Source organism: Altererythrobacter litoralis (assembly GCF_036324225.1).
Lineage (GTDB): Bacteria > Pseudomonadota > Alphaproteobacteria > Sphingomonadales > Sphingomonadaceae > Erythrobacter > Erythrobacter litoralis_A.
Genome location: NZ_JAZDQV010000001.1, coordinates 42,545 through 69,070 on the forward strand (window position 1 = coordinate 42,545; position 26,526 = coordinate 69,070).

A 26,526-nucleotide genomic window follows, 5' to 3' on the forward strand; every position below is an offset into this window, starting at 1 on the left:
TTTGAAGCTTAAGAGTTGACGATCGCGTCGATGCTGCGAGCGGCGGCGATGCAATCGAGGTCGCGCCAGCGCGGCCCTATCACTTGCATGCCACAAGGCAATTCGCTGCCGCCCACCATGCTGCTGCCGATGGGAAGGACAGTGGAAGGCAAATTGGGGAAAGTCGCCAGCCCGGCCCATGCGAGCCCGCCTGCGGCCGGCTCGTCGTGCCCATCGATCGAGAGGGTTCCCCGGAACACCGCCTCGTCGCGATGCGGCACGGCGAGGACGGGGGCAGGGGGCGCGAGCACGAAGTCATAGGCTTCGAATACCTGCTCCCATGCCAGTTCGTTGCGCGCCTGCTTGTCGAGCAGGTCGAACCAGTCGGTCGCCGTGGCACGCTTGCCATCGGGCGAGGGCATGCCGCGCGCCATCGCCACGTTGAGCATTCGCAGGTAATCGTCATGCTGCATGGCGAGATCGGGCACCAGGTCGCTCTTGTGGTCCACCCGCACACCGGCTGCTTCAAGCGCCGCAAGCGCAGCTTCAGTCGGGCCGCGCACGCTGCCGTCGATCGGGCTCGAGGGATGGTCGAGCAGCGCAAGAATGCGGCAATCCTTCAGCGGCTTCTTGCTTTCGTGCAGCGGGAACTGCGCCGTCAGCCGCAGCAAAATCTCGATATCTTCGGCATTGCGCGCAAGCGGCCCTGCGATCGAAAGCGCGCCGTCATGCGCGTCCTTGCCCGCCATAAGCGGGTGATCGTGGCCATGCTTGCTGACGAGGCCCCAGCTGGTCTTGTGGCCCCACACGCCGCAGAAATGGGCGGGAACGCGCACCGATCCGCCGATATCGGTGCCATATTCGCAAGGCACCATGCCGCTCGCAACCGCGGCCGCCGAACCGCCGGACGATCCACCCGGCGAACGGGTATGGTCGTGCGGGTTGTTGGTGCGGCCATAGACCGCATTGAAGCTCTGCCAGTCGGCAAGGTCGATCGGGACGTTGGTCTTGCCCAGGAACACCACGCCCGCCGCCTTCAGGCGGCTGACGACCTTCGCGTCGCGCTGCGCGATATTGTCCCGATGCGGCGGGTGGCCCCAGCAAGTGGGCAGCCCCGCTATGTCGAAGCTTTCCTTGATCGTCATCGGAGCGCCAAACAGCGGCTGCTTCGTTCCCGGCTTATGCTTGTCCATCGACTTTGCGGTCGCAATCGCGCGTTCGAAATCGCACACGACCACCGCGTTCACATGCACGTCGAGATGCTCGATCCGGGCGATGGCGTCTTCCACCGCTTCGTGTGGGCTCATCTCGCCAGCGCGTATTGCGGCGGCGGTCGCCAGCGCACCGGGCTCGTCAGTCAGTTTCGGATAGGCCAAGGCAAACTCCCCCTCGGCTGTCGATCTTAGGCAGCCAAGCGGGCGCAATCAAACGCGAATTCGCTAGATGTGGATCGGCTTCCCTTGCACCGCCATCGCCGCTTCCTTGATCGCTTCGGAATGCGTCGGGTGGGCATGACAGGTATAGGCGATATCCTCGCTGGTGGCGCCGAATTCCATCGCCTGCGCCGCCTGTGCGATCATCGTGCCTGCGACCGATGCGATGCACCACACGCCCAGCACGCGATCCGTTTCGGCATCGGCGATGACCTTCACGAAGCCTTCGGGCTCGTGATTGGTCTTGGCACGGCTGTTGGCCATCATCGGGAATTTGCCGACTTTCACCGCGCCGCGCTCTTTAGCCTGTTCTTCGGTCAGGCCCACGCCTGCAAATTCGGGCCAGGTGTAGACCACGCCCGGGATCACATCGTGGTTCACGATGCCGGTCTGGCCAGCAATGTTTTCAGCGACGGCGATGCCTTCATCCTCGGCCTTGTGCGCAAGCATCGGGCCGGGGATCACGTCGCCGATCGCCCACACAGCCCCATTTTCATCGGCCACCTTGGTGCGGAAGTCATGGTCGGTTTCGATCTGGCCGCGCTGGTTGAGCTCGAGCCCTATCTTCTCGAGACCCAGCCCTTCGGTGTTGGGCTTGCGCCCGATCGAAACGAGCACGCAATCGGCATCAAGCGTCTCGCTTTCGCCCCCCGCGGCTGGTTCGAGCGTGAGCGTGGCCTTCTTGCCCTTTACGGTGCAGCCGGTGACCTTGGTTGAGAGCCTGAGCGTCATGCCCTGCTTCTTGAAGATCTTCGCGGCTTCCTTGCGGATATCCATGTCCATGCCGGGCAGCAGCTGGTCGAGAAACTCGACCACGGTGACTTCCGCCCCGAGGCGGCGCCACACGCTGCCGAGTTCGAGCCCGATCACGCCGCCGCCGATCACGACCATCTTCTTGGGCACCTTGGGCAGTTCGAGTGCGCCGGTGCTGTCCACCACGATGTGCTTGTCGTTGTCGATTTCGACGCCGGGCAGGGGAGTGACCGAGGAACCGGTGGCAATCACCACATCCTTTGCGGTGTAATCCTTACCATCAACGGTGACGGTGTGCGCGTCCTTGAACGTGCCATAGCCCTTAAGCCAATCGACCTTGTTCTTCTTGAACAGGAACTCGATCCCGCCGGTCAGCCCCTTCACCGCGTCGGCCTTGTCGGCCAGCAGCGCGCCGAGGTCGAGTTCAACCTTCCCCAGCTTCACGCCGTAGCGGGCGAGAGTGCCGTTCGCGGCCTCCTCATACTTCTCCGAACCGTGCAGCATCGCCTTCGACGGGATGCAGCCGACATTGAGGCAGGTTCCGCCCAATGTCGCGCGACCTTCCGCGCAGGCTACCTTCAGGCCCAGTTGCGCCGCGCGGATCGCCGCGACATAGCCGCCGGGGCCGGCACCGATGACAAGGACGTCGTAGTCGTATGAATGGTCAGCCATTCCAATCTCCGTTCGCCCTGAGCCTGTCGAAGGGCCGTACTTCCTTTTTTCCGTCGGTCCTGAAGAAGGACAGGACTTCGACAGGCTCAGCCCGAACGGAAGAAAATGTGGTTTCTACAAATCGATCAGCATCCGCGTCGGGTCTTCGATCGCTTCCTTGATGATCTTCAGCGCAGTCACCGCCTCGCGCCCGTCGATCAGGCGGTGGTCATAGCTCAGCGCGATATACATCATCGGGCGGATCACGATCTCGCCGTTCACGACCACTGGGCGTTCGTCAATGCGGTGGAGGCCCAGCACGGCGCTCTGCGGCGGGTTAATGATCGGCGTCGACATCAGCGAGCCGAACACGCCGCCATTCGAGATGGTGAAGGTGCCGCCGCTCATGTCTTCCATGGTCAGCGTGCCTTCCTTGGCGCGCTGGCCGAAGTTGGCAATGTCCTTCTCGATCCGGGCGAAGCTCTTCTTGTCGGCATCGCGCACGACCGGCACCACGAGGCCGTTCGGGGCGGAAACCGCGACCGAGATGTCGATATAGTCGTGATAGACGATCTCATCGCCTTCGATGTAGGCGTTGACCGAAGGGACATCCTTCAGCGCGAGGCAGGCCGCCTTGGCGAAGAAGCCCATGAAGCCCAGCCGCACGTCGTGCTTCTTGGCAAACAGGTCCTTGTACTTGTTGCGCGCTTCGATCACCGCCGACATATCGACATCGTTGAAGGTGGTGAGCAGCGCCGCATTTTCCTGCGCGCCCTTGAGCCGCTTGGCGATGGTCTGGCGCATGCGCGTCATCTTCACGCGCTCGGTATTGCGGCCCGGGGCTGCAGTAGCAGCGACCGGAGCGGGCGAGGGTGCGGTGGCCTGCGCAGCCGCGGGGGCGGTTTCCTTGGCCTTGGCCGCGGCCAGCACGTCTTCCTTAGTCAGGCGCCCGTCCTTGCCGGTGCCTTTGATCGTGGTCGGATCGACACCGTGTTCCAGCACGGCGCGGCGCACCGCAGGCGACATCGTCACCGTGTCGCCGCTCGCGGCGGGTTCTTCCTTGGCGGCGGCGGGGGCGGGCGCAGCTTCCTTGGCTGCGGCGGGCTTGGCTGCAGCGCCGCTGCCTGCCTCGATCAGCGCGATGACTGCGTCGACTTCGACCGTGTCGCCAACCGCGGCCTTGTGTTCGCCCATTACGCCGGCGACCGGCGAAGGCACGTCGATCGCGACCTTGTCGGTCTCGAGGCTGGCAATCGGTTCGTCTGCCGCAACCGCTTCGCCGGGCTGCTTGAGCCATTCGCCGACAGTGGCTTCGGTGACCGATTCACCCAGGACGGGAACTTTGACTTCAGTGGCCATGTGCTTGTTTCCTCAGGCCTTCTTCTTGGAAGATTTGGTTGAATTGGCTTTGCCGTCCAGCCCCAGCGCGGCAGCCACAAGGGCTTCCTGCTGTTCCTGGTGGCGCTTGGCGAGGCCGGTGGCCGGCGAAGCGGAGGCATCGCGCCCCGCATAGCGCGGCCGCATGCCGTCATGCCCGGCGTCGCTCAGCGCCTGCTCGATCTGGCTTTCGACGAAGAACCATGCGCCATTATTGCGCGGTTCTTCCTGGCACCAGATCACCTCTTCGAGGCCGGTCATGCGCTTGAGGCGCGCGGCAAGCGGCTCGCCGGGGAAGGGATAGAGCTGCTCGATCCGGACGATCGAGACGTCTTCGAGCCCTTCCTCGTCGCGCTTTTCCATCAGCTCGTAGCTGACCTTGCCGCTGCACAGCACCAGGCGGCGGACCTTCTTGTCATCGATCGACTTGAGGTCCGACTTGATCCGCATGAAGTGCTGTTCGCCCATGAACTCGCTGGCGCTGCTCTTCGCCTTCGGATGGCGCAGCAGGCTCTTGGGAGTCATGATGACCAGCGGCTTGCGGAAGGGGCGCAGCATCTGTCGGCGCAACACGTGGAAGTAATTGGCCGGGGTGGTGATGTTGCAGACCTGGATATTGTCGTTCGCGCACAGCTGCAGGAAACGCTCGAGCCGGGCGGAGCTGTGCTCCGGCCCCTGGCCCTCGTATCCGTGCGGCAACAGCAGCACCAGCCCGTTGGCGCGCAGCCATTTGGCTTCGCCGCTGGCGATGAACTGGTCGATCATGATCTGCGCGCCATTGGCGAAGTCGCCGAATTGCGCTTCCCACAGCACCAGCGTCTTGGGATCGGCCATCGCGAAGCCGTATTCGAAGCCGAGAACGCCATATTCGCTGAGCGGGCTGTCATAGACTTCGAACTTGCCATGCGGCAGTTGGCACAGCGGGATGTATTTGGCCTCGGTCTTCTGGTCGACCCACACTGCGTGACGCTGGCTGAAGGTGCCGCGGCCCGAATCCTGGCCCGACAGGCGCACGCCGAAGCCTTCGGTCACGAGGCTGCCGAAGGCGAGCGCTTCGGCGGTGGCCCAGTCGAAGCCGTCACCGTCCTTGAACATTTCGGCGCGGCCGTCGATCACGCGGCGCAGCGTCTTGTGCGCTTCAAGATCGTCCGGGATCGTAGTGATGGTGCGTCCGATGCTGTCGAACAGCTTCTTTTCGATCGCGGTCTCGACATTGCGGCGCGCGCCTTCGGGATCGAGCGGCTTGTTGAGCCCGGCCCAGCGTCCGCCGAACCAGTCGGCATGGTTGGGCTGGTAGCTCTTGGCGGCCTCGAATTCCTCATCAAGCAGCGCGACGAATTCCTCGCGCAGCCTGGGGGCATAGCCCTTCTCGATCACGCCTTCCTCGATCAGCCGGTCGGCATAGATCGAGCTCACCTTGGGATGCTGGCGGATCGCGTCATACATCAGTGGCTGAGTGAATTTCGGTTCGTCGCCTTCATTGTGGCCGAAGCGGCGATAGCACCACATGTCGATCACGACGTCGCGCTTGAAGGTCTGGCGATAGTCGATCGCCAGCTTGCAGGCGAAGGTCACCGCTTCCGGATCGTCGCCATTGACGTGCAGGATCGGCGCCTGGACGCCCTTGGAAACGTCGGACGGGTAGGGCGACCCGCGCGAGAACTTGGGTGCGGTGGTGAAGCCGATCTGGTTGTTGATGATGAAGTGCAGGCAGCCGCCGGTGTTGTAACCGGGTACGCCCGACATGCCGAGGCATTCCCACACCACGCCCTGGCCGGCAAATGCCGCGTCGCCGTGGATCAGCACAGGCAGTACCTGCTCGTGCTTCGAAAGGTCGTCGCGGATCGCCTGCTGCGCGCGCGCCTTGCCCAGAACCACCGGATCCACCGCTTCGAGGTGGGAAGGGTTGGGCACGAGCGACATGTGCACTTCGATACCGTCGAAGTCGCGATCGGTGCTAGTGCCGAGGTGATACTTTACATCGCCCGAGCCGCCGACTTCGTCGGGGTTGGCGCTGCCGCCCGAGAATTCGTGGAAGATCACCTTGTAAGGCTTGCCCATAACGTTCGCGAGCACGTTGAGGCGCCCGCGGTGCGCCATGCCGTAGATGATCTCGCGCACGCCGTTGGCGCCGCCATATTTGATCACCGCTTCGAGCGCGGGGATCATCGATTCGCCACCGTCGAGCCCGAAACGCTTGGTGCCGACATATTTCTTGGCGAGGAATTCCTCATATTGCTCGCCGCGGATCACAGCACCCAGGATGGCGCGCTTGCCCTCGTCGGTGAACTGGATCGTTTCGCCCGGGCTTTCGAACTTGTCCTGCAGGAAGCGCCGCTCTTCGGTGTCGGCGATATGCATGTATTCTAGGCCGACCTTGCCGCAATAGGTGCGGCGCAGCGCGTCATAGAGGTCGCGCACCTTGACCCATTCGAAGCCGAATACCCCGCCGACATAGACTTCGCGGTCTTCCTGGCCGGCAAAACCATGCCATTCGAGCGAGAGGTCTTCGGGCATGTTGTGCGCATGCAGGCCCAGCGGGTCGAGATCGGCCGCCATGTGCCCGCGCACGCGATAGAGCCGCACCAGCAGCATTGCGCGGATCGAATCCGCCGCCGCCTGCTCGATCGCCTTGGGATCGACGGGCTTGCCGGCCTTTGCCGCCGCTTCCTTCACCGCCGCCTTGAGCTGTGTGGGGTCGAGCGCGGCAGTCAGGTCCGCGCCCGCATCCGACACGGCATCCAGCCAGCGCGGATTGCCCCAGCTGGGGCCGGGCTGCGGGCCGTCCTGGTCGCCGAGCTCAGGCAGGAAATCGTGGCTTTCGTTACCCATTACAATTCTCCGGGGAGGAGGCGTGTCAGGCGAGTTCCTTCAGCAGCGCGTCGAGCGTGGTGCCGAGTTCGGATGGCGAGGGGCTGACGCGGATGCCCGCCGCTTCCATCGCCGCGATCTTGTCTTCGGCGCCGCCCTGGCCGCCCGACACGATCGCACCGGCATGGCCCATGCGGCGGCCCGGAGGCGCCGTGCGGCCTGCGATGAAGCCGACCATCGGCTTCTTGCGGCCCTTCTTCGCCTGTTCCTTGATGAACTCGGCGGCTTCCTCTTCGGCGCTGCCGCCGATTTCGCCGATCATGATGATCGACTTGGTCTCGTCATCGCTCAGGAACATGTCGAGCACGTCGATGAAGTTGGTGCCGTTCACCGGGTCGCCGCCGATGCCGACTGCGGTGGTCTGACCCAAGCCGACTATGGTGGTCTGGTGCACGGCTTCATAGGTCAGCGTGCCCGAACGCGAAACCACGCCGACGCTGCCCTTCTTGAAGATCGAACCGGGCATGATGCCGATCTTGCATTCGCCGGGGGTCAGCACGCCGGGGCAGTTGGGGCCGATCAGGCGCGATTTCGAGCCCGAGAGCGCGCGCTTCACGCGCACCATGTCGAGCACCGGAATGCCTTCCGTGATGCAGACGATCAATTCGACTTCGGCGTCAATCGCTTCGAGGATCGAATCCGCGGCGAACGGAGGCGGCACATAGATGCACGAAGCGGTTGCGCCGGTGGCGTGCTTGGCTTCGGCCACCGTGTCATAGACCGGCAGGCCGATATGGGTGCTGCCGCCCTTGCCGGGGGTCACGCCCGCAACCATCTGCGTACCATAGGCCAGCGCCTGCTGGGTGTGGAAGGTGCCGGTGTCGCCGGTCATGCCCTGGGTGATGACCTTGGTGTTCTTGTTTACGAGGATGGACATTCAGTCTCTCCTGAGAAGATTGGATAGAATCGAGGTCAAGCCAGCGACGGCTCAATGCCCTTGCACGCTTCGAGCAGTTCCCTGACCGCGTCGACGCTGACCTGGAAGTTCGCCTTGGCTTCGCCGTCGAGCGCGATTTCGATCACTTCTTCAGCGCCGCCAGCGCCGATCACCACCGGCACGCCGACATAAAGGTCATCCACGCCATACTGGCCGGTGAGGTGCACTGCGCAGGGAAGGATGCGCTTCTGGTCGCCCAGATAGGCTTCGGCCATGGCGATCGCGCTGGTGGCGGGCGCATAATAGGCCGATCCGGTCTTGAGCAGGGCGACGATCTCGCCGCCGCCGCTGCGGGTGCGCTGCACGATCGCGTCGATCTTTTCCTTGGTCGAACGGCCCATCTTGACGAGATCGTCGACCGGGATGCCCGAAACGGTGGTGTAGGCGGTGACGGGGACCATGGTATCTCCGTGGCCGCCCAGCACGAAGGCGTTCACGTCCTTCACGCTCACGCCGAATTCCCACGCGAGGAAGGTTGCAAAGCGCGCGCTGTCGAGCACGCCGGCCATGCCGACGACCTTGTTGTGCGGCAGGCCGGAAAATTCGCGCAGCGCCCAGACCATCGCGTCGAGCGGGTTGGTGATGCAGATCACGAAAGCGTTGGGGGCGTGAGTGGCGATGCCCTGGCCCACAGCCTTCATCACGCCAAGGTTGACGCCGAGCAAATCGTCGCGGCTCATGCCCGGCTTGCGGGCGATGCCGGCGGTGACGATGATCACGTCTGCTCCGGCGATATCGGCGATATCGTTGGTGCCCTTGATGGTGGCGTCGAAGCCTTCGATCGGCCCGCACTGGCTGATGTCCAGCGCCTTGCCCTGCGGCATGCCTTCGGCAATGTCGTAAAGGACGATATCGCCCATTTCGTGCTTGGCAGCGAGGTGGGCAAGCGTGCCGCCGATCATGCCGGCGCCGATGAGTGCAATCTTCTTGCGGGCCATTGGGGGAAGGGTCCTTTCGTCAAACTCGGGACGCTGAGACGGTGTGGGCCGCAAGTGGCGCGTTCCCCTGCGTCCGTGAGGGAGTACGCCTGGCTATTTGCAGGCGACCTAGGCCTCGCAGCAAGCGAATGCAACTGCGAAATGCCCTAATTGCAAGGGAATTTTCGCAAACAATTCGCAATAGCAATAAGAGCTGCTGGAATCGGCAATCCAGTTCCGCAGAACAGGCTGCGGAACGGGTTCAGGCAGATAGTCTGGTTGGTGGGATTGCTATGGCCTTCAGGCCATCAGCGCCTTGGGCAGGTCGTCATCGCGTTCCTGCGCCAGCAGCATTGCCGCAAGGTAGTCCGGCACGGCGCGGCTGAAATAATAGCCCTGGCCCAGCGTACATCCGGCTTCGCGCACCGCGCGCACCTGCTCGATCGTCTCGATCCCTTCGGCGACGATCTCCATGCCCAGCGTGGTGCCCATTTCGGCCACGGCGCGGATGATCGCGTCGCTCTTCTTGCCGACATTGGGGCCGGACACGAAGCTACGGTCGACCTTGATCTTCGAGAAGGGGAAAGAGTTGATGTAGCCCAGCGAGGAATAACCCGTACCGAAATCGTCGAGCGCGAAGCGCACGCCGCGGTCAGACAGCTCTTCGATGAATGCCGCGGTGGCATGGGTGTCGTCGACGAACAGCGTTTCCGTGACCTCCAGCTCGAGCCGCCGGGGATCGAGCTTTGCCTCGCGCAGGGCGTTGAGGATGCCCAGCGCGGCGCCGGGCGCGCGGATCTGCAGCGGTGAAAGGTTCACTGCCACGCTCACGTCCTCGGGCCATTGCGCGCAGGCGCGCGCGGCCTGCGCGGTGATCCAGTTGCCCAGCGTCACGATCACGCCGGTTTCCTCAGCCACGGGGATGAACTCGTCGGGGCGCAGCTCGCCCTTTTCCGGATGGAACCAGCGCACCAGCGCCTCGAACGAGCGAATCTTGCCTGTCCCAAGGTCCACGATCGGCTGGAAGAAGATCGACAGCTCGTCGCGCATGATGGCGAGCCGCAATTCGTCCTCGATCTCGCGGCGGCGGACAAGCTCGCGCGTCATCGACGGATTAAAGAAGCTGGTCTGCGAGCGGCCGGCAACCTTGGCGTGGTAAAGCGCAAGGTCCGATCGCTGCATCAGAGTGTCGATGTCCTGTGCGTCGTCGGGCATCAGCGCGACGCCGAGCGAAGCGCGCACGTTTAGCGCGCGGTTGTCGACCCGCAGCGGCCGCATGATTTCGATATGGATCTCGCTGGCGAGGCGCTCGGCCTCTTTGCGTCCGGAAACCGGGCTATAGAGCACGAATTCGTCGCCGCCGAAGCGCGCGACGGTCGATCCTTCGGGTGCGATGTCGCGCAGCCGCTTGGCCACTTCCGCCAGCACCCGGTCGCCGACAGGATGGCCCAACAGGTCGTTGACTTCCTTGAAGCGGTCGAGGTCGATCCAAAGCAGCGCCATGCGCGTGTCCGGTTCGAGCGTCATCATGCTTTCGACCATCGCGTGGTTCAGGCCCGCGCGGTTGGCCAGCCCGGTTACGTCATCGGTCCGCGCCAGCAGCTGCATTTTGTCGGCCAGCTGCGTGCTGGTTTCGGCTGCGCTGATTGAATCGCGCAGCACCTTGAACACGTTGAGCGTGATCGACCACATCGCGGGAAGCAGCAGCAGCATGGTCACGAACAGCGCCACGAATGCGATCGTGCCGACGTAGAGCGAAGCTGCCATGATCGGCAGGCAGACCAGCACCATCTGGCCCAGCGCAATCGTGGGCCGCCCGGCGTTGCGCGCGCAGATGCCCACGCCATAGCAGGTGGCATTGGCGATCATCAGCACTTCGACCGAAGCCGGCGCCTTGAGCGCCAACACCAGTGCCGCCAGCGCGCCGAGCACGAAGGCATAGCTGAACGCGCCCACTTCATAGGCGATCTCAAGCTTGTTGGTGCTGTTGCTGTTCTCGTCGGGCGAAAGGCCCAGCGCCGCCGTGACGCGCGCCACTGCGATCACGGTGAGCACGATGCAGCCGGTATAGAGGATGTCGATGCCCGAGACCCAGGCGGCGATCGCAGTCGATGCGATCCCGTTGATCGCGCCGATCGCGAGGCTTGTGGGCTGCGTGTACAGCGTGGACACGAGGATGCGGCGCACCCGCTCAGACAAATTGTCCTCACGCGATAGCAGCGAAAGGCGTTCCCGCAGGGCGCCGAAGTGGGTGATCCGTCCCATCACAGCTCCGTGATAGGACGAAGTCGTCACTTTCCGGTTAACGCGCCGCTTACCATTATACCTGATGGATTCGAGCCGTTTTCTCAAGAATTGGCTTAAACTTGAGATAATTGGCGCTTTCGCCAGAGATTGGCTGAGCGGTTTCAGCCGATCTTTCCGGGCGGGTTTGTTTCGAATTCGCGTGCTGCGATCATCGCCATGCGCTTGTCGAGCAGGCGGCAGATACCCAGCCACCAGCGATAGGCTGTGCGGTCACCGGCAAAGAAGGCGAATTCGGCCTGCAGGCGAGCCGCGCGTGCCGCGCCAAGTCCGTACGCGGCGAAATGCCGCAACGACGCTTCGAGCATGGCTTCGCTTACCGGCTCCTCGCCATTGTCGTTGGCGGCGGCTTCGGGCCGGGCCGGAACGATAAGGCGAGCGAGCGGGCCGCGCTGCAAATTACGCGCGGCATTCGAAGAGAACTGCATTGGTGCGACCTCAGGGGGTATTTGTCTGGTTGAGCACTCTCTAACCGGCCCGGCCTAAGGCTTGGTTCTGCGACAGGGTTAACGGAACGTTTTCCATGGCCTTTCGCGTTCCGAGGGGCAGGAGCGCCAGCTTGCAGCCCCGCCGCGCCGCCTCTATCGCTGGCCGGGCGAAGGGGATCGATGCGCACTGGATTCTTCACGACCGGCAAACGCCTTGCAGCTTGCTCGCTCCCGGCTTTCGCGCTGGCGCTGGCTGGCTGCGCGCCCGGCGCGCAAGAGAGCGGCGCGCGCGATGCTGGTGCGATGCCGCGCATCGTCAGCCTCAACCCCTGCATCGATGCGATGCTGGTCGAAGTGGCCGATCCGGAGCAGATCCTTGCCCTCTCGCATTACAGCCGCGATCCGGCAGGCAGTTCGATCCCGGCCAGCGTCGCGCAGAAATATCCCAGGACCGGCGGTACGGTGGAGGAAGTGCTCGCGCTCGATCCCGATCTTGTGCTGGCGGATACTTTCCTTGCCCCATCCACGCGTCAGGCGCTGGCCGATTTGGATATCCCGACCCGTTTCGTCGGCATCGCCAGCACACCTGAAGAGAGCATTGCACAGGTGCGCGAGATCGCCGCACTTGCCGGGCAGCAAGGTCGCGGTGAGGAACTGGCGCAGCGGATCGAAGCCGCGCTGGCGGATGGTACGGCACCTCCAGGCACGCCTGCGGTTTCGGCAGTGCTGTGGCAGCCGGGGCAGATCGTCCCGGGCAAGGCGACGCTGGCGAGCGAATTGATGCGGCGCGCCGGGTTCGGTAATCAGAGCGCGTTGCGGGGAATGGGGCAGGCGGACTACCTCTCGCTCGAAGCGCTTCTGGCCGATCCGCCCGAAGTGCTGCTGGTCGCCGGGGATGCGCGTGCGCAACGCCACCCGGCCTTGTCGCGGCTCAAGGCAACGCGCGTCGAAAGCTTCGATCCCGCATTGCTCTATTGCGGCGGCCCAACGATCATTCGGGCCATGGCGCGGCTGAGCGAAATAAGGGCGGGAGGCACATGATGAACCGTGCCACACTCGTTTTCGCAGGCTTTCTCTCGCTGTTGCTGCCGCTGTCGTTGCTTGCGGGGCGCGTGTGGATCGATCCAGCTACGACCCCCAATGCCACGTTGATCCTGATGGAGCTGCGCCTGCCGCGCGCACTGCTGGCGGTCGTGATCGGCGCGGGATTGGGGGCGGCTGGCGCTGCGATGCAGGGCTATCTGCGCAATCCGCTGGCCGATCCCGGCCTGTTCGGGATTGCTCCGATGGCTGCACTGGGCGCGGTTTCCAGCCTGTGGTTCGGCTTTTCGGCCAGCCCCTGGCTCTTGCCGCTGATGGCGCTGGCGGGCGCGGCGGCTGGCATGGCGATGCTTGCCGCGATTGCCGGGCGCACTGGCGGGATCGCGCTGTTCACGCTGGCCGGCCTGATGATTGCCAGCCTCGCCGGAGCATTGACAGCACTGGCGATCACTCTCTCTCCCAACGCCTTCGCCATGAGCGAGATCGTGTTGTGGCTGAATGGCGCGCTGACCGATCGCAGCTGGCGCGATGTCATGCTCGCCGCGCCGCTGGTGGCGGCAGGGATCGGCCTGCTCGCGCTTGCTGCTCGCTCGCTCGATGCGCTTACGCTGGGCGAGGCGGCGGCACGGTCGCTCGGCGTGCGGCCCGGCTGGCTGCTGGCCCTGCTGGTCGGCGGGGTGGGCCTCACCGTTGGCGCAAGCGTGGCGGTGGCGGGGATCATCGGCTTCGTCGGCCTGATCGTGCCGCATCTTGTCCGCCCGCTGACTGACCGGTTGCCGTCGAGCCTGATCCTGCCAAGCGCGCTGGCTGGCGCCTGCCTGGTGCTCGCGGCGGACAGCCTGGTCCGCATACTGCCGCTCGTCACTGAACTGCGGCTCGGGATCGCGCTGAGCTTGCTTGGCGCGCCGTTCTTCCTGTGGCTGCTGGTGCGGATGCGCCGGGGGAGGCTGTGATGCTTGCCGCTGAAGGGCTTTCGCTGGTGCGTGGAGGGGCGCAGGTGCTCGACCGGCTGAGCACGGCGCTTGAGCCGGGGAAGGTCATGGCTATTTGCGGCCCAAATGGCGCAGGCAAGTCCAGCCTATTGATGGCGCTGGCAGGGCTGCTCGAAACTTCTGCCGGGGCGGTCACGCTGGACAGCGAGCCGCTGGGCGCGATGCATCCGCGTATTCGCGCGCAGTATATCGGATACCTTCCGCAAGAGGCCGAAGTGGCATGGGATGTCGCGGTAGAGAACCTCGTGCGGCTTGGGCGGATGCCGCATCGAGATCGCGGGGAGCAGGCGGTCGAAAGCGCTATCGCCGCTCTCGATCTTGAGGGGTTGCGGCACCGCCCCGTCTCGCAATTGTCTGGCGGCGAGAAGGCGCGGGCCTTGCTGGCGCGGGTGCTGGCGGGGGAGCCCCGCTGGATCCTGGCCGACGAGCCATTCGCCGCGCTCGACCTCGCGCACCAGCAGGCTCTGTTGCGCCATCTTGGGCAAGCCGCGCGGGCAGGGGCAGGGGTGGTGCTCGTCGTGCATGACCTTGCCACCGCGATGAACCATGCCGATCGCGTGCTGGTGCTGCGCGAGGGGAAGCTGTTAGCGGATGGCCCGCCGCCGGATGCCTTGTCGTCGGGTAATATCAAGTCGGCCTGGGGCGTTTCGATGCGCTGGATCGGGGATCAAGGAGCACGCGCTCTGGTGGGCGATCAGGCCTGAAGCGAAGGCTTGCGGAAAGCTTCACTGAACCCTGCATAACAGCGTAAGGCCGGACATGCGGAGAGGTGCATGCCCGGCCCGTCCTTGCATTTCCAATCTGCGGCCCTGGTGCGACCCGAAGGGCAGGAGGGATAGACTTGCAAAGAGAAGCTCTTGCTAGCGATTTGGGGATAGAGATTGGCCTTCAGTTTTCCTGTAGGCTGGCTTCAAGCAGGCGGGGCGGCAGAAAAAGTGAAGTGCGATTGAGCAATTAAGCATCGGGTGCCCTTCGGAGCGCCAGCCATGAAGCGAAGCGCGAAACCCGTTTGCATCCGGCGCATTTGCCCCCACATCTATCCGATCCCAGTGGGCTGCACCTGCGCTTCACTTGACTATCCGGAACATTTGCGGAACACGAATTTCCATGGCCCTTAGCAAGATTTCCGTCCGCGGCGCGCGCGAACACAACCTCAAGGGGATCGATATCGATCTGCCGCGCGATGCGCTGATCGTGATCACCGGCCTGTCGGGTTCGGGCAAGTCTTCGCTCGCTTTCGACACGATCTATGCCGAGGGGCAGCGGCGCTATGTCGAGAGCCTTTCCGCCTATGCGCGCCAGTTCCTCGAGATGATGCAAAAGCCCGATGTCGAGCATATCGACGGGCTTTCTCCAGCCATCTCGATCGAGCAGAAGACCACCAGCCGCAATCCGCGCTCGACCGTGGCGACCGTTACCGAGATTTACGACTACATGCGCCTGCTGTGGGCGCGGGTGGGGGTGCCTTATTCTCCCGCCACGGGTGAGCCGATCAGCGCGCAGACCGTCAGCCAGATGGTCGACCGGGTGATGGCGCTGCCCGAAGGCACGCGGCTCTACCTGCTGGCGCCGGTGGTGCGCGGGCGCAAGGGCGAATACCGCAAGGAACTGGCGGAGTGGCACAAGGCCGGCTTCACCCGCGTGCGGATCGATGGCGAGATGTATGCGATCGAGGAAGCCCCCGCGCTCGACAAGAAGTACAAGCACGACATCGAAGTGGTGGTCGATCGCGTCGCGGTGAAAGAGGGGCTGGAGACGCGCCTTGCCGACTCTTTCGAGACCGCGCTCAAGCTTGCCGACGGGCTGGCCTATGTCGATCTGGCCGATGGCGTGGTGCCCGGGCGCGAGAGTGAGGGCGAAGCGGGCGGCGCGATGAAGGGCGCGGGCATCCCCGCCAACCGCATCGTGTTCAGCGAGAAGTTCGCTTGCCCCGTCAGTGGCTTCACCATCGAGGAAATCGAGCCGCGGTTGTTCTCCTTCAACGCGCCGCAGGGCGCCTGCGCCACTTGCGACGGGATCGGCGAGAAGCTGTTGTTCGATCCGCAGCTGGTCGTGCCGAACGAGGCGCTCAGCCTGAAGCAGGGCGCGGTGGTGCCCTGGGCGAAGTCCAACCCGCCGTCGCCCTATTACATGCAGGTGCTGGCGAGCCTCGCCAAGGCATACGACTTCGACCTGACCACGCCGTGGAACGAGCTTGAGCCCGACCAGCGGATGATCATCCTCCACGGCACGGGCGGCATGCCGGTCGAGCTCACCTTCAAGGACGGTCGCAAGGAATACACCGTGCGCAAGCCCTTCGAAGGCGTGATCGGCAACCTCAACCGCCGCATGCTGCAGACCGAGAGCGCGTGGATGCGCGAGGAGCTGGGCAAGTACCAGACGGCGCAGCCGTGCGAGACCTGCGGCGGCAAGCGCCTCAACGAGAAGGCGCTGTCGGTGAAGGTCGCAGGAACGGACATCGCCACGCCGGTCAGGATGAGCGTGGCCGACGCGAAGGCGTGGTTCCTCGCGCTCGAGGCCAAGCTCAACGACACGCAGCAGCAGATCGCCCGCGCGATCCTCAAGGAAATCAACGAGCGGCTGGGCTTCCTCGACAATGTCGGGCTGGACTACCTCAACCTTGATCGCACCAGCGGCACGCTTTCCGGCGGCGAGAGCCAGCGCATCCGCCTCGCCAGCCAGATCGGCAGCGGCCTCTCGGGCGTGCTCTACGTGCTCGACGAGCCCAGCATCGGCCTGCACCAGCGCGACAATGACCGGCTGCTCGAAACGCTCAAGCGCCTGCGCGACCTTGGCAACACCGTGATCGTGGTCGAACACGATGAAGACGCGATCCGCGCCGCCGACCATATTGTCGACCTTGGCCCCGGCGCGGGCGTCCACGGCGGCGAAGTGGTGGCGCAGGGCAAGCTTGCCGATATCGAGCGCGCCAAGGGCTCGCTCACCGCGGATTACCTGACCGGCCGACGCCGGATCGACGTGCCAACCACCCGCCGCAAGGGTAACGGCCAGCACATCACCGTCCACGGCGCGCGCGCCAACAACCTCAAGCAGGTCACCGCCAGCATCCCGCTCGGCACCTTCACCTGCATCACCGGCGTCAGCGGCAGCGGCAAGAGCTCGTTCACGATCGACACGCTCTACGCCGGCGCGGCCCGCGCGCTCAACGGCGCGCGGGTGATCGCGGGTGCGCATGACAAGATCACCGGGCTCGAATATTGCGACAAGGTGATCGAGATCGACCAGTCGCCGATCGGCCGCACCCCGCGCTCCAACCCCGCGACCTACACCGGCGCCTTCACCCAGATCCGTGACTGGTTCGCCGGCCTGCCCGAGGCGCAGGCGCGCGGCTACAAGCCGGGCCGCTTCAGCTTCAACGTCAAGGGCGGGCGGTGCGAGAAGTGCCAGGGCGACGGGCTGATCAAGATCGAGATGCACTTCCTGCCCGACGTTTACGTCACGTGCGAGGAATGCCACGGCAAGCGCTACAACCGCGAAACGCTGGAGGTGAAGTTCAAGGGCCACTCGATCGCCGACGTGCTCGACATGACGATCGAGGATGCGGAGGAGTTCTTCAAGGCCGTCCCCCCCATCCGTGACAAGATGCATATGCTGAACGAGGTGGGGCTGGGCTACGTCAAGGTGGGCCAGCAGGCGACCACGCTGTCAGGCGGCGAGGCGCAGCGGGTGAAGCTGGCGAAGGAACTCAGCAAGCGCAGCACCGGGCAGACGCTCTACATACTGGACGAGCCGACCACCGGCCTTCACTTCGAGGACGTGCGCAAGCTGCTCGAAGTGCTCCACCGGCTGGTGGACCAGGGCAATTCGGTGGTGGTGATCGAGCACAACCTCGACGTGATCAAGACCGCCGACTGGATTCTGGACCTTGGGCCGGAAGGCGGCGTGCGGGGCGGGGAAGTGGTGGCGCAGGGCACGCCCGAACACGTGGCGGAGGTTTCACGCTCCTTCACTGGGCAGTACCTCAAACCCATGCTCGAACGTCAGCAAGAGGCAGCCGAGTAGGGTTGGTTCGGCGAGCGCCCAGCGAGCCGCAAGGGCGACCGGCCACCCGCAGCGCGTCGAGCTTTGCTCGTAACGCGCGAGGATATCGCACGCCGGAGGGCGTGCGGAAAACAAAACCAGAATTTTCATTCTGGACTATGTCGCATGTGTCGCATGGGGTACCCTCTCCGGTGGAAGGGGAAGGAACATGCAGATCAGGAATTGTGCGATAGCGCTGGCGGCGCTGGCGGTGCCCTGCGCGGCGCAGGCGGCGGCCTATATCAAGCTGGGCGATATCAAGGGCGAGAGCGGCCTCGCGACTGCCGGGATCGAACCGGACGAGATCGACGCGCGCGCCGCCGCGGCCGACAGTTCGGGCGAAGTCTGGGTTGAGCTGGTCGCGCTGGATTTCGCGCCCGAGGCATCGGCAGAGGGTTCGTCGGGCATGGCCACCGGCAGGCGCACCTACCAGCCGATCGTTATCCGCAAGCGGATCGACAAATCCTCTGCTGAAGGGGCAGCGCCGGACGATGCCGCTGCGGCCGCGGAAGCCGCTCCCGCCCCCGCGCCGCGCAAATTCTCGAACATCACGCTCAAGCGCGGGGTGGCCGATACCAGCGGCCAGCAGGCGGGGGGCAGCACCACCACCTATGGCCCGGTGATCACGATCAAGCCCAAGGGCGACCATACCGGCGGCCCGGGCGATATCGCGGCTCCGGGCAAGGAACCGACTGCCGTGGCGCTGCTGCTTCCGGCGGTGCAGAAAGTGCGAGAGGCGGCAGCGCGCAGGAGCCCCGGCAGCAGTTGCAGGCTTGGCCCTGTTGGCGGGCCGGTGCCGATGCGCGATGACACGACCGGCGGCACGCGCACCATACTCGATGCGCAGATCGTCGCCTGCGAACCGGAAATGGTGGTGTTCACCTTCTCGAAGATCGAGTGGTAGCGGGCCTGTCCGGCGCGCATGCGAATTCGTTTCCGCGACTCGCGGCACAGGCGTAAATCGCTGCTGCCGGGCCGCCTGTGGCTCGCAGGAGAGACGCAATGCGGTATGTGACGGGACTTGCGGGCGCGCTGGCGCCGTTATTGCTGGGGGCAGGGCTGGTGGCGGCGGGCGCCGCATCGGCGCAGGATGCCGACTATGCCTATGTGGGCGCAACGCTGTTCGGCGAGAATGAAGTGGGACATGAAGGGGCCGGAGAGGATGTGAGCGGCGATTTCAATGCCGAGCTCGACCTGACCAACGGCAAGATCTGCTATCTGCTTGAGGTGGAGGGGCTGGACGAGGTGGTCGCGGCGCATATCCACGAGGGGCGCGAGGGCAGTAATGGCGCGCCGGTGATGTCGCTCCAGCTGGCGAGCGACAATGGCGACGACGTTTGCGTCGATGCCGACAAGGAACTGCTGAAGCGTATCGCGCGCAGGTCTGACGGATATTACGTCAATGTCCACACCAAGGCCTTCCCCGAAGGCGCGGTGCGCGGCCAGCTGGGGAAGTGACCGACGCCCTCAAGTAGCGAAGCGGTAGGGCGGACAGGACTCCACTAGCCGCCCATCATCGCCTGGAGCTGGGCGAGGCCCTCCTGCTCCTCGGTGGTGAGCTCGGTCGCTTCGCAGCGTGGATCGGTCTTCTGCAAGGCGCGGATCATCGCGTCGTTGAGCGGGATCGGGTCGCAGCCATGGTCTGTGCTGCAGATCATGTCCCACTGGGGTTCGGCCTTCTCGTGGCACTCGAGGCAATTGCCGCCGAAGCGGTTGACCACGTCGGCATGGCCGCGCGTGAGGATCTTGGTGCCGGTGGGCGAAATGTCGAGGTCGAAGAATTCCCAGTCCTTGGTCGCCGCGCTGTATCCCGGCGCGCGCTTGACCATCGCTTCGGTGGGGACGAGCTGGATTATCGAGCCGACCGGATAGGTGCCGCCGGTCTCCGATTGCGCGACTGCCAGCGTGGCCTCGAGGTCGCCTTCGAGATTGCCAACGAAGAAGCGGTCGACCGGGGTCAGCTGGCTGATGCAGCCGAAGGTGGCATCGGTGATCGTGTCGGTGGCGAGTGCGGCGGGTTCCTCGCCCGGCCCGGAGCAGGCGGCGAGCGCGAGCGCGAGCGCGAGTGCGGCGGTGGTGACTAAACGGTGTGGCTGGCGGTTCATGCTTGTCCTCCCCTTGCGACAGGCGAAGAGCGAGGGTGAAGCGTTGCCGGTGTGATGTCAAACGCTTGCGCGCAGGAGGTTCAGCTGGCGAGAAGTTCGAGGTCGACTTCGCCGCTGCCCGGCGCGATCAGGCCGAGCTCGGTCGCTGCGGCGCGGCTGACGTCGATCACGCGGTTGCCGTGGAAGGGGCCGCGATCGTTGATGCGGACCACAACGCTGCGCCCGTTGGCGACATTGGTTACTCGAACGAGGCTGCCGAAGGGGAGGGTGCGATGCGCCGCGGTCATCGCGTGCATATCGAATGACTCGCCGCTGGCCGTGGGGCGGCCGTGGAAGCGGCGGCCGTAATAGGATGCGCGCCCGCTGCCGAGGTGTTGAATAACTTCGACGGGGCTTGTTGCAGGGGCTTCTTCGGCAATGGGGATCTCGCCGGCCGCCTCTCCATCCTGCGCCAAGGCGGCTGACGAAGCCAGCGCCAGCGGCAGGAGCCAGGTGCAGACGGCCGAGAAGCCGCGCAAGGGACGATCCCGTTCCATGCGCGGCGCTTTACAGGCATGTTCGGAGTGCGGGCAACTCGTCGCTGTGCATATGAGGCCAAACTGACGAAAGCGGTGCCGAATTTGCGGCGAACTGAGTGAATGGCGATGTTCGCTAGCGCATCGAGGAGCAGGAAATACCGCTTTCCGTAGTGTTACTTGCGATTCGGAAGGATCAAAGCAAATGGGGCCGGCATTGCTGCCGACCCCACTCTCACCGACGCGTGGTCTTCTTTTCCGGCGAACCTTCAAGAAGCGCTTGGCGCCCGATGCCGCTGCCTCCAACGGGTTGGAGGCTATCGTCACCGGCGCTCGCGCCGGCATCCGGTTCCGCTTTCCAACCGGTCCTACTCTTCCTGGCCGAAGCCCTTCCAAGCGGTGCCTGCCTTCCAGCGATACCGAGACCATTCCCCTTTTGGCGGCCACCTCACTCAAGCGGCTGGATTTCGCCTCGGCGTCCTCCCTCCATCGATCGGCAACCAGGTTCCTGGCCTTACCGGTGGATCTGCGATCGCGTTCTCCTCAAACAACCGCACTTGCTTCCAGTTTGCACCTTCTGCATGTCCGGTCTCAAAGACCGCGTGGACAATCACCACCGCGTCGGACTGGTTTGAGAAACTCTTGAAAATCAACTCGTTAGAGCCAGATTTTCGCGGATTTTTCGCTCCCTTCCGATGCTTTGAGACTGCGCCTTCCGGCTGAGTCGCGCAAGTTTGACAACCCCGAGTTTTCCACTTTTCCGCAGATCACCTGTGGACGAGAGTGGATAACTCAACGGTTCATCGCAAAAATCCGCGCATACTTGCTCCGATCCCGCAATTCGGGATCAGGAATGCGTGATCACTTGCCTTGGTCGCGCTGCGCGAGGAGCCGCAAACGCAGCGCATTGAGCTTGATGAAGCCCGCCGCATCCTTCTGGTCATAGGCGCCGGCATCGTCCTCGAAGGTCACATGCGCTTCCGAGTAGAGCGAGTTCGGCGATTTGCGCCCCACTACGCTGGCAAGCCCCTTGTAGAGCTTGAGGCGCACGGTGCCGGTAACCTTCGCCTGGCTGTGGTCGATGGCAGCCTGCAGCATCTCGCGCTCGGGCGAGAACCAGAAGCCATTGTAGATGAGCTCGGCGTAGCGCGGCATCAGCTCGTCTTTGAGGTGCGCCGCCCCGCGATCGAGCGTGATCTGCTCGATGCCGCGATGCGCGCGGGCATAGATTTCGCCGCCCGGCGTCTCGTACATGCCGCGGCTCTTCATGCCGACGAAGCGGTTCTCGACCAGGTCGAGCCTGCCGATGCCATGCTTGCGACCGAGCTCGTTGAGTGCGGCAAGCAATGTCGCCGGGCTCATCGCTTCGCCATTCAGCGCAACGCCATCGCCCTGCTCGAAGTCGATAGTGATGTATTCGGGCTCGTCCGGCGCGTCCTCGGGATTGACGGTGCGCGAATAGACATAGTCGGGCGTTTCCTTCCAGGGATCCTCCAGCACCTTTCCTTCGGATGAGGTGTGAAGCAGGTTCGCGTCGGTCGAGAAGGGGCTTTCGCCGCGCTTGTCCTTTGGCACCATGATCTGGTGCGCTTCGGCCCAGGCGATCAGTGCGGTGCGACTGGTAAGGTCCCACTCGCGCCATGGCGCGATCACCTTGATGTCGGGATCGAGTGCATAGGCGGAAAGTTCGAAGCGGACCTGGTCATTGCCTTTGCCGGTCGCGCCGTGGGCGATGGCGTCAGCGCCGGTTTCATGCGCAATCTCGACCAGCCGCTTCGAGATAAGCGGGCGGGCGATCGAGGTACCAAGCAGGTAATCGCCCTCGTAACGGGCGTTGGCGCGCATCATCGGGAACACGAAATCGCGCACGAATTCCTCGCGCAAATCCTCGATGAAGATGTGCTTGTCCGGGATGCCCATCGCGCGTGCCTTGGTGCGGGCCGGCTCGATTTCCTCGCCCTGGCCAAGGTCGGCGGTGAAAGTCACGACCTCGAGGCCGCGTTCCACCTCAAGCCACTTGGCAATCACGGAAGTATCGAGGCCGCCGGAATAGGCGAGGACGACACGCTTGATATCGGACATGATTGGGCCGCTCCTGAGATTCTTGCCGCGCCCGCTAACAGGCAGAGGCCCATGGAGCAATGGCGATCAGTGCGGCCTGAGCGAAGTCTCCATTCCTTGAATGTAGTCTCGGGTCAACGGCAGGGTCCGCCGGTTTCGGGCGAACTGGATCTGGTAATTGCCCATTCCGCCATATTCGAAGGCTGCGGTCGCCCCCGCGAGGTAGAAAGTCCACATGCGATAGAAGCGATCGTCGAACAGGCTGACGATCGCGTCGCGGTTCGCTTGGCAATTGGCATACCAGGCGCGCAGCGTCTTTGCGTAATGCAGCCGAAGCGTCTCTATATCGGTGTGGATCAGGCGTGACTTTTCCGATGCTGCCAGCGTCTCCGAAAGTGCGGGGATATAGCCGCCGGGAAAGATGTACTTGGCAGTGAAGGCGTCGGTCGTGCCGGGCCCGCCGAAGCGGCCGATCGTATGCAACAGCATCACGCCTTCATCGGTGAGCAAATTGGCGCAGCAACGGAAGAAGGTTTCGAACTGCGGGCGGCCGACGTGCTCGAACATCCCGACCGAGACGATCCTGTCGAATTTCTCGCCTCGGCCTGCGAGGTCGCGATAGTCGACCAGTTCGAAGCTCACACGGCCCGAAACACCCGCCGCCTTGGCGCGCTCTTCTGCCAGCGCCAATTGCTGCTCGCTCAGGGTGATACCGTGGACGCCGACATTGAAGTGGCGGGCGAGGTAGATCGCCATTCCGCCCCATCCGCAGCCAATGTCGAGGACACGCTGGCCCTCCGACAGCGCCAGCTTTGCCGCGATGTGAGCCAGTTTGGCTTCCTGCGCCTCGTTGAGCGTGGTGACGCCTTCCGCCCAATAGGCGCAGCTGTATTGCATGTGCGCGGGATCGAGCATGAGCCGGTAGAGCTCATTGCCGATGTCATAGTGGTGCGAGACGTTCCGCTTTGAGGAGCGGGCTTCATTGAAGGAAGTCGCGGCGAATTTCAGGCCATCCCGGATGCGGCGTAGCGGCGACGGCGGCCTCAGTTCTCCTCCGCGTTCCCACGGTTTGTTCATGCGCAGCAGCTGGACCAGCTGCATCACGTCGCCCTGCTCGATCACGATGCGCCCGTCCATATAGGCTTCGCCCGCGCCCAGCCTGGGATCGAGCAAGATGTCGCGCGCGACCTTGCTGTCGGTCAGGCGGATGGCGACTTCGGGGAAACCCTCGGCCGGTTGGCCAAGCTCGTGGCGCTTGCCTGAGGGGAAGGTGACCGACAATCGGCCTTTTGCGATAGCCTTGCCAAGAAAGCGGTCGATCAGCGATTCCGACATCGTGCCACAGCCTTTCCCCCTTCGGTGCTAGGCTTGCGGTGCAACTCCTGCCGTTCTTGCGGTGTCGAAGATCGCGCTCACAAAGCCTTCGGGATCGTCTTCCTGGATAAAGTGCCCACCCTTCAGTGTCCGGTGCGATCCCAGCTTAGCACCCGGAATGCGATTGACGAAATTGGCATCGCCGCCGCGCGTTATCGGATCCCCGTCGGAAAAGGCGCAGGTGAAGGGCTTCTCGAATGCTTCGAGCACTTTCCACGCGGCCTTCTGGTCGGGCACGGCGACATTTTCGCCCAATGGCACCAGCGATGGGAAGATCCGCGCCCCGGCCTTGCTGGCGCGGGTGGGGAAGGGCGCATCATAGGCCGCAACTTCGGCCGCGCTGAGTTCGGTCTTCGTGGCTCGCTGAAGGATTCTGCCGATCGGGAACACCGGACTGTATTTTGAGAAGCGCCGCCATGCTGCGAATGCCTTGGGAGCCTCCTGTCCCTCGGGCAGTCCGCCATTCGACAGCACGACGCCCGAGAACTTGTCAGGCATTTCGGCGACCATGCGCAGCCCGACCAGCGAACCCCAGTCCTGGCAGGCAAGTATCGCATTCTTGAGCCCGAGTGCCTCGAACCACTCGCGCATCCATCCAACGTGCTTGGCGTAAGTATAGTCGCTCTTGCGGGTCAGCTTGTCGGACTTGCCGAAACCGATCAGGTCGGGCGCAAGTACCCGATAGCCAGCCGCGACCACTGGCGGGATCATCTTGCGATAAAGGAAGCACCAACTCGGTTCGCCGTGCAGCATGAGCACGATCGGGCCATTCCGCGGGCCTTCATCGAGGTAGTGCAGCCGCAGGCCGCCCGTCAGCTCGAAATAATTCGGCTCAAAGGGAAAGTCGGGAATCTGGGCGAAACGCTCGTCCGGTGTGCGGTAGATTTCGCCCATTCTTACTTTCCCCTATTCAGCCGCTTCTTTCAGCTCCGGATCGAAACGCCATTGCGGCACTTCGCCCATTGCGCGAAGTCGGGCTGATTCTTCGCCAATATACTCGCGAGTCATCGGGATGGCTGCACGGTCTTTCACATATTGGACCTGCCAGTTCACCATCGTGCCGTTGCGGAAGCTTTGCTCGGCTCCGGCGAGATAGAACAGCCACATGCGATAGAATTGCTCGTCATACATATCCGTGATCTCCTCGCGGTGCATGACAGTGCGATTGTACCATTCCTCAAGCGTATAGGAGTAATGGAAGCGCATCGCCTCCACATCCATCACCTGCCATCCGGCCTTTTCACTCTCGCTCACAAGTTCGGACAGTGCGGGGATGTAACCGCCCGGGAAGATATACTTCCGGGTCCAGGCATCGGTGAAGCCGGGAGGGCCGGCGCGGCCGCAGCAATGGCTGATCATCACGCCGTCGGGCTTCAGCAGCCGGTGGGTATGCGCGAAGAACTGCGGATAGTGGATCGTGCCGACGTGTTCGAGCAGGCCGACCGAGGAAATGCGGTCGAATTCACCCTCGACATCGCGATAATCCATCAGGTGGAAGTGCACCTTGTCGGCGACGCCTTCGGCCTCGGCGCGCTCCTTGCAGAAGGCGATCTGGTCTGGCGCGAGCGCGACGCCGGTTACTTCCACGCCATACATCTTGTTGAGATACAGTGCGAAACCGCCCCAGCCGCAGCCGATATCGAGCACTTTCATGCCGGGCTTCAGATGCAGCTTGGCCGCGAGATGTGCCTTCTTGTCCATCTGCGCCTGTTCGAGCGACGTCGAGGACGGGTCTTCGTCGCGGTAATAGGCCATGGTGTATTGGCGATCCTCATCGAGGAAACGCTCGTAGAGTTCGCGCGTGAGATTGTATGTGTGTTCGGCGTTCTTGCGGGCGGAGGCGCGCAAATTGATCCCGTCGAGCTTGGCGAGCGTTCGCTGGAGTGTTCGCCGGATCGGCCCCTGCGGCTTCAGCGATGCTTCGCCCAATCGCTTGGCGTTCATTGTCACGAGCAGGATCATGTCGCGGATGTCGTGAGGGTCCTCGACGACCAGCCATTCCCACATGAATGCCTCGCCCGCGCCGAGCTGCGGATAGCGGGCGATATGATGCGCGGCCTTGGGGTGGGTCAGGCGGATTCTTACGGGGCCAGGCTTGCCGCCGATCTCGGCCGGATAGCTTCCCGGATCCCTGCCGTAGACATATTCCTTCCCATCGTGGTCCGTTATTATCAATTGCCCGTGCTTGATTACCTTTGTCAGGAATTTGTCCAGCAACCACATTAATTTGCGCCCCCCATTCTTCTCTCACTGACAGACTGCGTGTTGCACGCTAAGCTGTCAATTGCGGAGGCACTGGCACCATGACCGAGCCCAAGACCCAGATCACTGAGCAGGATCCCGCCGATTTCATCGCAACGGTGGATCCGGAAGCCAAGCGCGAGGAAGCGCGAGTGCTCGATGCGCTTTTCCGAAAGGTGACGGGAGAACAGCCACGCATGTGGGGGCCTACGATCATCGGCTATGGCGAATATCGCACCACCTATGCCAGCGGACGCGATGCCCACTGGATGCGCGCCGGCTTCTCACCTCGCAAGGCCAAGCATTCGCTTTATCTGATGGGCGGATATTGCGATGAACTGGCGGGGCAACAGCGAGACGAGTTGCGCAAGAGGCTGGGCAAGCATTCGACTGGCAAGAGTTGCCTCTACATCAACAAGCTTGCCGATGTGGACATGAGCGTGCTGGAAGAAATGATTGCGTCCGACTGGGAAGCAATGACACGCAGGTTCCCGTAATAGCCGGAG

General features: G+C 63.6%; 21 protein-coding genes. 7 read left to right on the top strand and 14 right to left on the bottom strand.

Features of this window, described 5'->3' with window-relative positions; genetic code table 11:
• Positions 1–8 precede the first annotated feature (8 nt).
• The 8 genes from VRS74_RS00255 to VRS74_RS00290 form a co-directional block, all read right to left on the bottom strand.
• The gene (locus tag VRS74_RS00255) at positions 9–1,355 is read right to left on the bottom strand and encodes an amidase family protein (RefSeq protein ID WP_354143228.1); all 1,347 of its coding nucleotides are present in this window, start codon (positions 1,353–1,355) and stop codon (positions 9–11) included.
• A 63-nt stretch (positions 1,356–1,418) separates the two neighbouring features.
• Positions 1,419–2,837: a dihydrolipoyl dehydrogenase gene (gene lpdA / locus VRS74_RS00260; RefSeq protein WP_354143229.1), complete on the bottom strand. Its 1,419-nt coding sequence runs from the start codon at positions 2,835–2,837 to the stop codon at positions 1,419–1,421.
• Between the two features lie 114 nt (positions 2,838–2,951).
• A complete protein-coding gene (odhB, locus tag VRS74_RS00265; RefSeq protein ID WP_354143230.1) occupies positions 2,952–4,175 on the bottom strand; it encodes a 2-oxoglutarate dehydrogenase complex dihydrolipoyllysine-residue succinyltransferase in 1,224 nt (407 codons plus the stop codon).
• Between the two features lie 12 nt (positions 4,176–4,187).
• Positions 4,188–7,025 carry a 2-oxoglutarate dehydrogenase E1 component gene (locus tag VRS74_RS00270; RefSeq protein ID WP_354143231.1) on the bottom strand — a complete coding sequence of 946 codons (2,838 nt, stop codon included), beginning with the start codon at positions 7,023–7,025 and terminating at the stop codon, positions 4,188–4,190.
• 25 nt (positions 7,026–7,050) lie between these two features.
• Positions 7,051–7,941, bottom strand: coding sequence for a succinate--CoA ligase subunit alpha (gene sucD, locus VRS74_RS00275; protein WP_354143232.1), 891 nt, complete (start codon positions 7,939–7,941; stop codon positions 7,051–7,053).
• Between the two features lie 35 nt (positions 7,942–7,976).
• Positions 7,977–8,939: a malate dehydrogenase gene (gene mdh, locus VRS74_RS00280; protein ID WP_354143233.1), complete on the bottom strand. Its 963-nt coding sequence runs from the start codon at positions 8,937–8,939 to the stop codon at positions 7,977–7,979.
• A gap of 279 nt (positions 8,940–9,218) precedes the next feature.
• Positions 9,219–11,183: a putative bifunctional diguanylate cyclase/phosphodiesterase gene (locus VRS74_RS00285; protein ID WP_354143234.1), complete on the bottom strand. Its 1,965-nt coding sequence runs from the start codon at positions 11,181–11,183 to the stop codon at positions 9,219–9,221.
• A 143-nt stretch (positions 11,184–11,326) separates the two neighbouring features.
• Entirely contained in the window at positions 11,327–11,650 is a 324-nt protein-coding gene (locus VRS74_RS00290; RefSeq protein WP_354143235.1) for a hypothetical protein, read from the bottom strand.
• A 180-nt stretch (positions 11,651–11,830) separates the two neighbouring features.
• On the opposite strand from VRS74_RS00290, the gene VRS74_RS00295 reads away from it, so the two are divergent.
• The 6 genes from VRS74_RS00295 to VRS74_RS00320 all read left to right on the top strand — a co-directional run bounded on the left by VRS74_RS00295 (position 11,831) and on the right by VRS74_RS00320 (position 19,182).
• Positions 11,831–12,691 carry an ABC transporter substrate-binding protein gene (locus tag VRS74_RS00295; protein WP_354143236.1) on the top strand — a complete coding sequence of 287 codons (861 nt, stop codon included), beginning with the start codon at positions 11,831–11,833 and terminating at the stop codon, positions 12,689–12,691.
• Positions 12,691–13,644 carry a FecCD family ABC transporter permease gene (locus VRS74_RS00300; protein ID WP_354143237.1) on the top strand — a complete coding sequence of 318 codons (954 nt, stop codon included), beginning with the start codon at positions 12,691–12,693 and terminating at the stop codon, positions 13,642–13,644. The genes VRS74_RS00295 and VRS74_RS00300 overlap by 1 nt, the downstream gene beginning before the upstream one ends.
• The gene (locus VRS74_RS00305; RefSeq protein ID WP_354143238.1) at positions 13,644–14,387 is read left to right on the top strand and encodes an ABC transporter ATP-binding protein; all 744 of its coding nucleotides are present in this window, start codon (positions 13,644–13,646) and stop codon (positions 14,385–14,387) included. The genes VRS74_RS00300 and VRS74_RS00305 overlap by 1 nt, the downstream gene beginning before the upstream one ends.
• Before the next feature lie 403 nt (positions 14,388–14,790).
• Complete coding sequence (gene uvrA, locus VRS74_RS00310) at positions 14,791–17,706, top strand: excinuclease ABC subunit UvrA (RefSeq protein WP_354143239.1); 2,916 nt, start codon at positions 14,791–14,793, stop codon at positions 17,704–17,706.
• A gap of 187 nt (positions 17,707–17,893) precedes the next feature.
• Positions 17,894–18,628 carry an Hcp family type VI secretion system effector gene (locus VRS74_RS00315; RefSeq protein ID WP_354143240.1) on the top strand — a complete coding sequence of 245 codons (735 nt, stop codon included), beginning with the start codon at positions 17,894–17,896 and terminating at the stop codon, positions 18,626–18,628.
• A 98-nt stretch (positions 18,629–18,726) separates the two neighbouring features.
• Entirely contained in the window at positions 18,727–19,182 is a 456-nt protein-coding gene (locus tag VRS74_RS00320) for a CHRD domain-containing protein (protein ID WP_354143241.1), read from the top strand.
• A 44-nt stretch (positions 19,183–19,226) separates the two neighbouring features.
• On the opposite strand, the gene VRS74_RS00325 is transcribed toward VRS74_RS00320, so the two are convergent.
• The 6 genes from VRS74_RS00325 to VRS74_RS00350 all read right to left on the bottom strand — a co-directional run bounded on the left by VRS74_RS00325 (position 19,227) and on the right by VRS74_RS00350 (position 26,002).
• Positions 19,227–19,829: a hypothetical protein gene (locus tag VRS74_RS00325; protein ID WP_354143242.1), complete on the bottom strand. Its 603-nt coding sequence runs from the start codon at positions 19,827–19,829 to the stop codon at positions 19,227–19,229.
• Between the two features lie 80 nt (positions 19,830–19,909).
• Positions 19,910–20,365: a septal ring lytic transglycosylase RlpA family protein gene (locus VRS74_RS00330; protein ID WP_354143243.1), complete on the bottom strand. Its 456-nt coding sequence runs from the start codon at positions 20,363–20,365 to the stop codon at positions 19,910–19,912.
• Positions 20,366–21,205: 840 nt separating this feature from the next.
• A complete protein-coding gene (locus tag VRS74_RS00335; protein ID WP_354143244.1) occupies positions 21,206–22,426 on the bottom strand; it encodes an argininosuccinate synthase in 1,221 nt (406 codons plus the stop codon).
• A 66-nt stretch (positions 22,427–22,492) separates the two neighbouring features.
• Positions 22,493–23,740: a class I SAM-dependent methyltransferase gene (locus tag VRS74_RS00340; protein WP_354143245.1), complete on the bottom strand. Its 1,248-nt coding sequence runs from the start codon at positions 23,738–23,740 to the stop codon at positions 22,493–22,495.
• A 27-nt stretch (positions 23,741–23,767) separates the two neighbouring features.
• On the bottom strand, positions 23,768–24,673 hold the full coding sequence (locus VRS74_RS00345; RefSeq protein ID WP_354143246.1) for a haloalkane dehalogenase: 906 nt from the start codon (positions 24,671–24,673) through the stop codon (positions 23,768–23,770).
• Positions 24,674–24,685: 12 nt separating this feature from the next.
• Positions 24,686–26,002, bottom strand: a complete 1,317-nt coding sequence (locus VRS74_RS00350) for a class I SAM-dependent methyltransferase (protein WP_354143247.1) — start codon at positions 26,000–26,002, stop codon at positions 24,686–24,688.
• A gap of 80 nt (positions 26,003–26,082) precedes the next feature.
• On the opposite strand from VRS74_RS00350, the gene VRS74_RS00355 reads away from it, so the two are divergent.
• Positions 26,083–26,517: a DUF1801 domain-containing protein gene (locus tag VRS74_RS00355; RefSeq protein WP_354143248.1), complete on the top strand. Its 435-nt coding sequence runs from the start codon at positions 26,083–26,085 to the stop codon at positions 26,515–26,517.
• The last annotated feature ends 9 nt before the right edge of the window (positions 26,518–26,526 follow it).